We start from the raw sequence: 11,522 nt of genomic DNA, 5'->3' as shown, positions 1-11,522 counted from the left end.
ACTGGATTCGTAGGGGAGCGTGAGCGACCTGAGAATCCAGTGAGTCGGTGATAGCTGTGCTGTAGGGAGCCCTTGGGCGACTGAGAATCCAGTGACATGCTTCCCTTTGGGTAAAGGTGGTGGCGCAGCTACCAAAGGGGGCGGGCCCGCAGGGCCCGAAGGTTGTGAGCGGGAAGGTTCTGAAGTTTGACATCCGCTTCGCGGCTGAGGGTTGTGGTGGTGGCTTCGCCGCAGGATAAAAAGGGGGCCCGCCTGTCGGCGCAGGTTGTGTAGAAGGGGTGTGAGCGGGAAGGTTCTTAGGATTGACCGGCCTACGGCGGTCGGGTTCTTAGGTTTGACGGCGGCTCCGCCGCCGAGGGTTGTGGATTGCCGCTGCGCGGCAATGAGTATAAAGTCAGCGTTACGGGATTTGCTTTTGTGTTGCCAACGATATAAAACGAAGCGCCAGAGTCTCCCTCCTTAGAAACGAGCCTATGACACCAAAGGAAGCCGTTTTTCCCATGCGCCGCAGGCGAAAAATCTCCGTACACGACACACATGAGACAGAGGGCATTTAAGGAAGCACTGATTAATTCACAGAATCGAATTTCATATGCATTTTTATCCAATGCTTCGTCATAAGTCTCCTTAAATAACTCGCTATTCTCGTCATCCCATTCCTTGCATTGCATAAAATTTCAAGAATGAAAGCAAACAACGAATTAATCAGCGCTTCCTTAAGGGATTATCTTCTCCTGCCACGGCATACGATAAAAGGCCGGTTTCCCGGCCTTTGGCAAAAGATAATACCCTTCCTGTCATGGGCGGCTGAAGTAATCTTTCCACATATCTTCATAGGTCAAAAGATGGATGTGGGTATTTCCTTCGGCCGCCTCAAGAACGGATTTCGTAAATCCCTGTCTGGAGAAAAGATACAGTTCCTTTTCTGCAAAGGAAAAGAGACCGCTTCTTTCCAGCAGGGTATGAAGTATGGGGAGGTCAATTTTTTCATTGGCCCATTTACATTCCCCAAAGAGGGCATGCGTTTTGTCTTCTATGCCCATAATATCAATTTCCGTCTGTTTTTTACGGATGGGGTCATTTCCCCACCATCTGCCCAGACTTTGGAAAAGGATGGGGCTTTCCCCTTCCAGCATTTTCCCCCACAGGTATTCCTGGCATATCTGCTCGAATATGGCACCCATGTATTCCGGAATGGAGGGAGCAATTCGTTTCCAGGCCAGTTCATCGGCGCCCCTCTCAATAAGGGATGTATTGGCTGGTATAAATCGGTACCAGAAACGGAACATATTGTCATCAATGCGATAAATGCTCTTTCTTCCACTCTTTTCCCCATAGGGTGTTTCTCTTTTTATAATTCCCAGTTTCATCAGGCTCTTCATATAGGTGCTGCAGGTGCTGGTGGTTTCACCTGTTTTGGAAGCAATTTCTGAAAGTCTTGTAGCACCGCCGGCTACGGCAGAAATCATGGCATTGTACATGGACGGTTCCCGTACTTCCTGCTTGAGCAGGTTTTCCGGTTCCTCATAAAGAAGGGAAGCAGGATTCAGAAAACTTTCCTTCACATTCTCTTCCAGCGTGAGACGGGAGTCCATTTCCAAAAGGTAAGGTGCTGTGCCGCCGGTCATCCCATAGATGACAGCCTGGTCTTCCGATGAGAAGCCGTTAAGGAAAAGGCAGCATTCTTTGAAGGAGAATGGCAGGATTTTAAGCTGGGCCGTTCTCCTGCCATAGAGCGGTGATTTATAGGCCAGCACTTCATCTTCCATATAGGACATGGAAGACCCGCATAAAATAATCATAAGGCGGGAGTTATCCCGATACTGGTCAATGAGCCTCTGCAGGACGGAGGAAAGGCCCGGTGACGTACGAGCGGCATAGGGATATTCATCCATGACCAGAATGATTCTTTCTTCTTTGGCCATTTGAAATACGGCTTCCAGGGCATCCTGAAAGGAAGCATACAGGGGTGCAGGGCCTTTCTCCTGATGAAACCCATGGATGGCATCACTGAAATTTTGAAGGTTCTGCTTTTCGTTGGATTCAATGCCCATGAAATAAATGGCTTTTTTATCCCTGATAAATTCCCGAATAAGGGAAGTCTTCCCTACCCGGCGCCGGCCATAGATAACGGCCATTTCAAACCGGCGGGACCGATATAATTTTTCCAATGACTGCAGTTCTTTTTTACGTCCGATAAACATGGCACACTCTCCTTTATTTCCAGTATAGGCAGCCCATGCAATTTAGTCAAGTACGATTTACTTAAGTATAATTAACTAAATCATACTTAAGTATTTTTTCATGCAAGAGAAAAGGGACAGATTTCTCTGTCCCCTTTCCCGGATCGTGTTACAACCTGAACGGCTGTTATATTGGTCACTGTTTCTTCTTGCCGCCCAGATATGCCGCCATGACATCCGGGTTATTGGCAACTTCCTGCGCCGGTCCTTCCATGACGATTCTGCCCGTTTCCATAACGTAGGCATAGTCGGCAATCTGCAGGGCTTTACGCGCATTCTGTTCTACAAGAAGAACAGTAGTACCCATTTTGTTAATGTCCTTGATTACATCAAAAATCTGCTGTACCACCAGGGGAGCAAGGCCCATGGATGGTTCGTCCAGAAGCATGACTTCCGGTTTGGCCATGACAGCGCGGCCGATGGCCAGCATCTGCTGTTCGCCGCCGGAGAGGGTGCCGCCGAACTGGTTCTGTCTTTCGAAGAGGCGGGGGAACCGTTCGAATACCTTGGACAGGTCTTCTTTGATTCCTTCCGGGTCTTTTCTCTGGTAGGCGCCCATTTCCAGGTTTTCGCGGACGGACATATTCTGGAGAATCTGACGTCCTTCCGGTACCAGGACCACGCCTTTCCTTACGATATTATGAGTCTTCATGCCTGCAATGGATTCCCCTTTGAAGAGGATGTCGCCGGCAATGGGTTTCATAATGCCCATGATGGTTTTCATGGTGGTGGACTTACCGGCACCGTTGGCGCCGATAAGGGTGACGATCTTTCCTTCCGGTACGGAGAGGTTGATGCCTTTCAAAGCTTTGATGTTGCCGTAGGCGGCTTCCACATTTTTCAGTTCAAGAAGCATCATTCATCCTCCTTTCCGAGGTAAGCTTCAATAACCTTGGGGTTGTTCTGTACTTCTTCCGGCACGCCTTCTGCCAGCTTCTTACCGAAGTTGACTACCATGACATGGTCGCAGAGGCTCATGACCAGGTGCATGTCGTGTTCGATAAGGATGATGGTGGTGCCGAATTTTTCGCGGATATTATGAATCAGTTCGGTGAGGGCTGCGGTTTCACTGTCGTTCATGCCGGCTGCCGGTTCATCCAGGAGGATGAGCTTTGGCTGGGTGGCCAGGGCTCTGGCGATTTCCAGCTTTCTCTGTTTGCCGTAGGGAAGTTCGGTGGCCATCCGGTCAGCGTCTTCGGTAAGGCCTACAAAGGAAAGGAGTTCCATAGCCTGTTCACGGGCTTCCTTTTCTTCCTTCTTCTGGGAAGGGGTGTGGAGGAAGCTGGCCAGAAGGCCGGACTTCAGGCGGTCATGATGGCCGACGAGGATGTTTTCCAGTACGGTCATGCCGGTGAAAAGGCGGATATTCTGGAAGGTACGGGCAATGCCCATGTTGATAATCTGGTAGGGTTTCTTTCCTTCGATGGACACTCCGTCAAAAAGGATATCCCCTTCCGTCACCTGGTATACGCCGGTGATAAGGTTGAAAATGGTGGTCTTGCCGGCGCCGTTCGGTCCGATGACGCCGAAGATTTCTCCTTTTTCTACGGAGAAGGACATATTGGAAACAGCGGTCAGGCCGCCGAACTGTTTCACTACGTTTTTCATTTCAAGAAGCATTACTGATTTCCTCCTTCTGCAGAGGCTTTCTGCTTTTTGCTGAATTTACGGGAAATCCATTTCACTGCGTCGTAGGAGAGGATGCCGTCAGGACGGAAGGCCATGAGGGCTACCAGCATGAGGCCGTAGATGATATCTCTGTATTCAGCCATGGCACGGAGGGATTCCGGCACAATGGTGAGGACAGTCGCGCCCAGGACGGAGCCCCAGAGTACGTTGCTGCCGCCGAATACAGTGTAAACCAGGATATCTACTACCTTGTGCCAGGAGAAATCGGTGGGGCTGATGAAGAAGGTAGCATGGGCATAGAGTGCGCCTGCAGCGCCGGCAAAGAAGGCGCTGAAGAGGAATGCCATCATTTTGTAGCGGACTACATTGATGCCGGTGAGGGAAGCCGCATATTCATCAGCCTTCACAGCTGCCCAGGCACGGCCGATGCGGGAGTGTTCCAGGCGGTACCAGAAGGTTACCACGGCAATGACGAGAATGAGGAGAACGATATTCATCAGGAGCTGGCCGCCGGTCTGGGAGTCGATTTCCAGGGCATCCAGAAGGCCCATGTCGCTGGCGTAGTCGGAAAGGACGCTGGCCATGGAAGGAATGCCGGAGAAGCCCAGGGCACCATGGGTGATGTCAAGGTTCAATGCAATAACGCGGACCACTTCGCCGAAGCCCATGGTGGCAATAGCCAGGTACAGGCCCCGGAGACGAATGGTAGGCATACCGATAATCAATGCAACGAAGGTGGCGAAGAGCCCGCCTAATACAATACCCACAGGCATAGGAACGCCGTACTGGGTGGTAACGATAGCGGAAGTGTAAGCCCCCAGACTCATAAAGCCTGCATTGCCCAGGGACAGGATACCGGTGCACACGGTCATGTAGACGGTGAGAGCCAGGATAATGTTAATGCATACAAAGGTGAATACCTGCAGGAAGTAGCCATTCAAAATTTCATCCATTACGGTCTGCCTCCTTTGCCTGCCTTGGAGAACAAGCCTTCAGGGCGAATAAAGAGAATGAGAATGATAATGCCGAATGCCACTGCATCGCGGTAGGTGGAAGAACCGTAAGCCACAGCAAAGACTTCGGCAATGCCGAGGATGAAGCCGCCGGCCATGGCGCCTTCCACGTTGCCCAGGCCGCCCATGATGAGCACTGCCAGACCTTTGAGGCCCATGGCTGTACCCATGGTAGGTTCGATGGCGTTGAAGGAAAGTCCGATGAGCACACCGGCTGCAGCGCCCAGGGCGGAAGCCAGCATGACGGTGAAGGTAATGATGCGGCTGGTATTGATACCCAGAAGACCTGCGGTTTCCGCATTTTCAGAGGTAGCTCTCACTGCCTTGCCGATTTTTGTCTTGTTCAGCATGACTGTCAGGAGAGCCATGAGAACCACGGCGGTACCCAGGGAAATGATCTGGATGCCGGAAATCTTAAAGGCGCCGAAGTCCATGAGGCCGTTTCCGAAAGTAGCCGGGAAAGAACGGGTCTGGGGCCCCCACACCATAAGTGCCACACTTTCAAGGAATGTGGACACGCCGATAGTACTGATGAGCGGTGCCAGATGAGTGACTTTGCGGCGGCGGAGCGGACGGAGTGCAAAGATTTCCAGTCCATAACCTAATACCGCGCCGCCGATCATGGCGCCGATGAGTGCCGGGAAAATGCCCAGTCCCGCTTCCGTTACCAGAAGCAGGCCGATGTAAGCGCCGATCATAAAGATGCCGCCATGTGCCATGTTGACGATGTTCAATACGCCGAATACCAGCGTATAGCCGATGGCAATGACCGCATAAGCGCTTCCCAGCGTTAAACCGTTGACAAGCTGTTGAAAAAACACGATCTTCAATCCCCTTTCCAAAATAAGAAGGCTCATGCCTTCATTTCTATGAAAGAACAAATGGCATTAAAAACGCCCCTGCTGCAATCTGGCGTCATTGCAGCAGGGGCGAATTGGAATCCGCGGTACCACCCTGTATTTATCACTCACTGAACGGAAAGAAATGCCTATGGTACATAAAACAAAACGCCCCTATTTCCATTGCGGAAATAGGGGCGACATGCGCGGTACCACCCTACATTGTACTCTCAGTTCATCATCCGTAACGTGGAGAAACGCCTTTGTTTACTATGTTCAACAGAGGAGCTCACAGGTGATAGTCAATACTGGAATGTACCGGCTTGCACCATCCGCCGGCTCTCTATGCCATGGACCACTATATCCCTTGTCCCGATCATCGCTTTTTAATGCCCTTAACGCAGGCGGCGTCGAAAATTACTTGGTTCACTTTCGAAACTCCCGGGTGAGCCTGCATCCTGCATCATACTGACTTGCACCAGCCGTCAGCTCTCTGAAATCTACTGCCGGATACTTATCCCGATCCTTGCCATTTGTTCTTTCGTGTTATGGTTGATATTATACTGCCTTGATGAAAAAAGTCAATAGGATTTTTGAAAGAAATTTGTAAAACCTCTGCGCCGCTGACAAGGCAGCCCGATTCCCGTGCCGCAGGTCTCCCCCTCTATCTCATTTTCCCCATTTATGTTAAAATCACTGTAATACCGGCAGAGCGGAAAACTCTGATGAAGGAGGATACTATGTTACACCAGGTTTCTATTTTCACCGCCAATACAAAGGGCGCACTCAGCAAAATGACTGCCATTCTGGCAAAAAATGACATTAATATCTACACCATGCTGGCTACGGACAGCGCGGAATTCGGCATCGTCCGCCTCATTGTGGACAAGTCGGAAGAAGCAAAGGAAGCTTTGGAAAAGGCAGGCTACCAGTGCCGGGTGGACCTGGTCCTCGCCGTGGACATGAAATCCGATAAGCCCGGCACCCTGGACCACATCCTGTCGGACCTGCAGAACGCCAACGTCATGATCCGCTATCTCTATATTTCCTTCGACCGCCGGAGCGGCTCCCCTATCGCCGTCTTCTCCACCACCGAATCGGAGACCGAAGCCTTCCTCAAAGGAAAGGGCTACCATCTGCTGGACCGATTCTAAAAGAAGAAAAGAGCCGGGAAGAAATGCCAGTCATTCCTTTCCGGCTCTTTTTCTTTCACCCGGTGTTATAATATAGGAGAAGAGATGTACCGAAAGTTATTTCTTCAAAAGGAGGTCTCATGAAGCACCAGGAACATTTCCCCTTAAATGATAAAGAAAAAGCGCTTCTCCATGGGGAGGAGGAAAAGCTGGGCCAGCCCCTGAAGGAACTCGCCGGAGGCCCTGCCTACAGCATGTGCTTTGCCTGCGGCAGCGACAATCCCATAGGGCTCCATCTTCATTTCTTTTCCATTCCCAAAGGCTGCCTTGCCTTCTTCACCCCTTCCCATGAGCACCAGAGTTATAATGACCGCATGCACGGCGGTCTCATCATGACCCTCATGGACGAGGTCATGGGAAATTACCTCTTCCTCACCACCGGGATACCTGCCTACACCGGCAAAATGGAATCCCGCTTCCGTTCTCCCGTGCTCATCGGGGAAACGGTGAAGGTCATCTGTCATGAGGTGAAACGGAAAGGCCCCCTGGCGGTCATGGAAGCCCAGGTGCTCCACGAAGACGGTACGGTGGCTGCAGAAGCCACATCCCACATGATGTTTGAACAGAAAGGATACTAGAAAATGGCAAAAGAAGAAATTCTTGAAAAAGTTAAGGAAGTCATGAATGCCCCCAGCTGCTACGAAGGGCTGAAAAAGGTATGCGAGGCGTACCTCAAGGCTACCGGAACAACGGACGAAAAGGAAGCGGCCCTCACCCTCAAAAAGGAACTCAAAGAAGACGTATGCTCCATTGACCACGTCATCCCCTTCTTTGAATCGGAAGAAGGAGCCAAAGTCCTTGGCGCCGATACAGCCAAAGGCCTGGCAAAGGCCGCTCATGAAGCAAAGGATAAGGGCGTGAAATACTGCATCTGCCCCGCCTGCACCGCCGGCGGCTGGCTCCTTGACCACGAATCGGAATGGTAAGGGACCGCGCCCTTTGGGCGCGGAAGGTTCAAAGGTTTGACCGGCCTTTGGCGGTCGGGTTCTTAAGTTTGACAGCCGCTTCGCGGCTGAGGGTTAAGGAAGACTCAGCGAATGAATCAGTGCTTCCCTAATGGCGCAAGCAGCATGGTGGCAAGAGATTTCTCGGCTCAGAGCCTCAATAGAGCAAAAGGCATGATCATCCATAACTACATGCAGCATCGCTCGAAATGACGTAGAGGCAGGAAGCAGACTGTCATTTGGCCAATTTCCGTGAAAATTTATGTATAAAAAAGGCTGTGAAAAAATGTAAATCATTTTTTTCACAGCCCTTTTTTTAGTAGAAATCCTGCCTTTTATCCAAAGCCTCTGCCAGTGCTTTGGCCAGTGCCATATCGGAAGCAGGATTCTGTCCGGTAATCAGTTCACGGTCCTTCACTACATGACTCCGGTAAAGGGATCCTTCTTCCATATAGCCCCCTGCGATTTCCAGTGCCTGCTCTACGTGGAAAGGCATTTCTGTCCCTTTTCTTAATTCTCCCGGCCACTCTTCTGCATCAGAAAGGACAGTCATATGATAACCTCTATAAATCCAGCCTTTTGACGCTTCCGCAGCTTTGGAAAAATCACCGTCTGTCAGAGCTTCCCTGTAGGCAGAGCTTTGCGGAAGAGCTGCCAGAGCTGCCACCGTGCCATGACAGATCATGGCTGTAGGTTTACCGGTTTCATGAAAATAGCGGAGCATCATTCCCAGTTCCCTGTTCTGCATCAGGTCTGTCATCGGTGCATGACCGCCGGGAATAAAGATGGCCTGATACTCATCAAGATGATTCAGGGCTTCCCTAAATGAAATGGGAGTAAGGCCATTGACAAATGCCCTGGCCGAGGCCCTTTTCCCCTCACTTCCGCCGAAGAATTTCTTGTCGTCGGAGGAATCATCCATTGCCGGTTTCTCTCCTTCCGGTGTGGCCAGCACGATTTCATAACCCTTCTCCGCCAGATCAATGGAAGGAACGGCCAGCTCATTGAGGAAGAACCCCACATTCATGGTAGAGCCGTCTTTAAGCGTCATTTTGTCCCTGCCGGAAGCAGCGACCAGTATTTTTCCCTTACTGCCTGCCGCCTGTACAGGAGCCATGCTCCAAAGGAAGGAAAGGACAATGAGCAGAAATGTGAATGCCTTTTTCATGGTGTTCCCTTACCTTCCATGAAGACGGCGCACCGTCTGTGCCAGTCCCTTGATCCAGTCCTGATGGCCCATGTTCATCACATCGGGGTGGGTATTGAACAGGTCTGCTGCCGGCTTTCCTTTCTGGGATTCCTGCGTAAGAATACGTACCCTTCCCTTAGGCATATCTTCAATAAGCCAGGCATGAATCACATCAAGGCGGTGTTCCGCATCGCCTTCTGCCCAGCCGTGCCAGGCCAGCCTTCCCGGCTTCCCTTCAGACGGCTTTTCAAATTCAACAACCTGTGCTTCCACCGGGAATCCGAATGTCTTAAAACGGAAGCGGGTACTTTCATGAAGTACAGGGCCATCATGATCATAAAAATACACATCTGCCACATTATCATAATAGGTCGGCCAGATGGAGGTATCCAGCAGATTGTTAAATACCTCTTCCGCCGTAATGCCGGGGACAATGATTTCATTGGAAGCAAAATTGTCCGTAAAGCCGGGCAGATATTCTTCCGGCCAGTTGATTTCATGTAACATAGTAAACTCCTTTTCAAATACAATCTTTTTTTCCATGGAGGCGTCCCTCCCACAGACCGGTCACAATCATGAATGTATTATAACGGAGTACCTGCTTTTTTGTAAGAATGCACTTTAAAGTCACATAGTTACTTCCGGGGAAGCATAAAAACAGGTCACTTCCTTTTCTCCACTATAAAAGGACTCATGAATCCATCATAAGTCCTTTCCTTTATTTCTGTACTTCCCTGCCCGATTCATTTTCCGAAAGAATTCGCTCTCCCATATACTGTTTCCCCCAGTCACACATGGCAGTCACAATAGGGGAAAGGGTCTTGCCGAAATCGGTGAGGCAATATTCCGTTTTCGGAGGCACCACAGGATAAATTGTTTTATGAATAAGCCCGAAGTTTTCCAGGTCATGAAGCTGCTGCGCCAGCATTTTGGCAGTTACGTTTGGAATCAACCTCTGCAGCTGGCTGAACCGAAGAACCTGCCCTGCAAGGTGGTAGAGAATGATACACTTATATTTGCCGCCAATAACGGAAAGCGTGGCTTCTACGGGGCAATGAAACATTTTGTTGTCTTCCATCCGATTCATCTTCCTTTATAAATAATGAATTTTTCTCCTGTCAAATCGATTTCTGCTCTTTCCCTTTCCCAAAGGGTATCCGAACGGAATGATGGCAAAGGCTTCTTCCTGCTGGGGCAGATGAAGAAGTTCATGCATCTTATCCATTCTTTCCCTGATGGGAGCGATTCCCAGCATAACACCGCCAAGCCCCAGTCCTTCCAATGCAAGCAGTATATTTTCAGAGGCCATGGCACAGTCGATCTCTCCGAATTCCGGAAACCGAAGCGCTTGCCGGTCAAAAACGACCGCCACAGCCGCCGGTGCTGAAGATGCCGGTGAGGCATAGGGACTGACCTTTGACAGTTCTTTCAGCAGTGCTCTGTCCTCAATAATATAAAAACGCCAGGCCTCCTCATCTCCCGCTGACGGTGCCTGCATGGCCCCATGAAGCACTTTTTCTATTTTCTCTCTTTCCACCGGCCTATCCTCAAACCGGCGCACGCTGACCCGACTCCATATTTCTTCCATCGCACCTCGTCCTTTCCCCATACTCTTTCCATTTATCAGGTATATTGTAAGGCAAAACAGACTTCCATGGAAGAATGCACTTTAAGGTAAGCAGCTTACTTTTTCCATAGTATCAGTTTCCCAATATACTTTCTATGTAAAAAGTGCATTCTTGCGCAGAAAGGAAAAAGGCCTTATGATATACCCATTTCCCACGGGAAAGAAAGGAGCAGATCATGTCAGATATTTTAATCGTTTCCGGTCATCCGGATTTGAGCACTTCCCTGGCCAACAGGACTATACTGGAGAAAATAGGTGAATCGGGTATTTCCGCTGTCCTCCGCCGTATGGACCTTCTCGGCTGGGATTTTGATCCCGCCGAAGAGCAGGAATACGTAAAGCAGGCCCGAATCATCCTGTTCCAGTTTCCTCTCTACTGGTACTCGTTTCCTGCCATCATTAAGAACTGGGTAGAAAAAGTCTTTTCCCATGGATTTGCCTATGGATCCACCGGCCATGCACTTGACGGGAAGCATCTTCTTTTATCCTTCACCGTTGGCGGCAGTGCAGACCATTACCAAAAGAACGGGCAGAACCGTCACGAAATAGAGGACTTTCTCTACAATTTTGAACAAATGGCCGCCCTATGCAGGATGAAATATGAACAGCCGGTGTACAGCTTCGGAACAGCCTATATTCCCGGCTTCAGCACCGAAGAGGACATGAAAAGGGTTCTTGATACTGCTGACCGGCACGCCCAAAGACTCCTGAAACGACTGAAGGAACTGGAGTCATGAAAACTGCCTGCATATAAGAAAAAACCAGGAGGCTGTGAAAAAAATGATTTACATTTTTCACAGCCCCGGCCGCCTGCGGCGGCCTCCCCCCCTTCCACCACTGACGTG

At 50.2% G+C, this 11,522-nt stretch carries 13 protein-coding genes and 1 other annotated feature; of the genes, 4 read left to right on the top strand and 9 right to left on the bottom strand.

What is annotated here, in order from left to right; genetic code table 11:
- Window positions 1-797: 797 nt before the first annotated feature.
- The 5 genes from Q0482_RS09865 to Q0482_RS09845 all read right to left on the bottom strand — a co-directional run bounded on the left by Q0482_RS09865 (window position 798) and on the right by Q0482_RS09845 (window position 5,706).
- On the bottom strand, window positions 798-2,204 hold the full coding sequence (locus tag Q0482_RS09865) for an ATP-binding protein (protein ID WP_299145917.1): 1,407 nt from the start codon (window positions 2,202-2,204) through the stop codon (window positions 798-800).
- Window positions 2,205-2,379: 175 nt separating this feature from the next.
- Window positions 2,380-3,102 (bottom strand): ABC transporter ATP-binding protein, encoded by a 723-nt coding sequence (locus tag Q0482_RS09860; RefSeq protein ID WP_299145915.1) that lies wholly within the window; start codon window positions 3,100-3,102, stop codon window positions 2,380-2,382.
- Entirely contained in the window at window positions 3,099-3,863 is a 765-nt protein-coding gene (locus tag Q0482_RS09855; protein ID WP_299145914.1) for an ABC transporter ATP-binding protein, read from the bottom strand. The genes Q0482_RS09860 and Q0482_RS09855 overlap by 4 nt, the downstream gene beginning before the upstream one ends.
- Window positions 3,863-4,825 carry a branched-chain amino acid ABC transporter permease gene (locus Q0482_RS09850; protein WP_291056787.1) on the bottom strand — a complete coding sequence of 321 codons (963 nt, stop codon included), beginning with the start codon at window positions 4,823-4,825 and terminating at the stop codon, window positions 3,863-3,865. Before Q0482_RS09850 ends, Q0482_RS09855 begins: the two co-directional genes overlap by 1 nt.
- Window positions 4,825-5,706 (bottom strand): branched-chain amino acid ABC transporter permease, encoded by an 882-nt coding sequence (locus tag Q0482_RS09845; RefSeq protein WP_291056785.1) that lies wholly within the window; start codon window positions 5,704-5,706, stop codon window positions 4,825-4,827. Before Q0482_RS09845 ends, Q0482_RS09850 begins: the two co-directional genes overlap by 1 nt.
- Window positions 5,707-5,807: 101 nt before the next feature.
- Window positions 5,808-6,113 (bottom strand) — a binding site (T-box leader).
- 351 nt (window positions 6,114-6,464) lie between these two features.
- Here Q0482_RS09845 and Q0482_RS09840 point away from each other — a divergent pair.
- The 3 genes from Q0482_RS09840 (at window position 6,465) to Q0482_RS09830 (ending at window position 7,843) form a co-directional block, all read left to right on the top strand.
- A complete protein-coding gene (locus Q0482_RS09840) occupies window positions 6,465-6,878 on the top strand; it encodes an amino acid-binding protein (protein ID WP_299145912.1) in 414 nt (137 codons plus the stop codon).
- 119 nt (window positions 6,879-6,997) lie between these two features.
- Window positions 6,998-7,495, top strand: coding sequence for a PaaI family thioesterase (locus Q0482_RS09835; RefSeq protein WP_299145910.1), 498 nt, complete (start codon window positions 6,998-7,000; stop codon window positions 7,493-7,495).
- A 3-nt stretch (window positions 7,496-7,498) separates the two neighbouring features.
- A complete protein-coding gene (locus Q0482_RS09830; protein WP_299145909.1) occupies window positions 7,499-7,843 on the top strand; it encodes a heat-shock protein Hsp90 in 345 nt (114 codons plus the stop codon).
- Window positions 7,844-8,177: 334 nt separating this feature from the next.
- Here Q0482_RS09830 and Q0482_RS09825 read toward each other — a convergent pair whose 3' ends face one another.
- From Q0482_RS09825 to Q0482_RS09810, 4 genes are all read right to left on the bottom strand, one after another.
- Complete coding sequence (locus Q0482_RS09825; RefSeq protein ID WP_299145907.1) at window positions 8,178-9,029, bottom strand: type 1 glutamine amidotransferase domain-containing protein; 852 nt, start codon at window positions 9,027-9,029, stop codon at window positions 8,178-8,180.
- Between the two features lie 9 nt (window positions 9,030-9,038).
- On the bottom strand, window positions 9,039-9,593 hold the full coding sequence (locus tag Q0482_RS09820; RefSeq protein ID WP_299145905.1) for an SRPBCC domain-containing protein: 555 nt from the start codon (window positions 9,591-9,593) through the stop codon (window positions 9,039-9,041).
- A 175-nt stretch (window positions 9,594-9,768) separates the two neighbouring features.
- On the bottom strand, window positions 9,769-10,137 hold the full coding sequence (locus Q0482_RS09815) for a helix-turn-helix domain-containing protein (protein ID WP_299145903.1): 369 nt from the start codon (window positions 10,135-10,137) through the stop codon (window positions 9,769-9,771).
- Window positions 10,138-10,143: 6 nt separating this feature from the next.
- A complete protein-coding gene (locus Q0482_RS09810) occupies window positions 10,144-10,638 on the bottom strand; it encodes a nitroreductase family protein (protein WP_299145901.1) in 495 nt (164 codons plus the stop codon).
- 215 nt (window positions 10,639-10,853) lie between these two features.
- On the opposite strand from Q0482_RS09810, the gene Q0482_RS09805 reads away from it, so the two are divergent.
- On the top strand, window positions 10,854-11,414 hold the full coding sequence (locus Q0482_RS09805; RefSeq protein ID WP_299145896.1) for an NAD(P)H-dependent oxidoreductase: 561 nt from the start codon (window positions 10,854-10,856) through the stop codon (window positions 11,412-11,414).
- Window positions 11,415-11,522: the final 108 nt, after the last annotated feature.

It is taken from the genome of uncultured Dialister sp. (assembly GCF_937959425.1).
In the GTDB taxonomy this organism is placed as follows: domain Bacteria; phylum Bacillota; class Negativicutes; order Veillonellales; family Dialisteraceae; genus Dialister.
The sequence above is the reverse complement of the archived record's forward strand: the minus strand, read 5'-3'. Positions and strand labels throughout refer to the sequence as shown.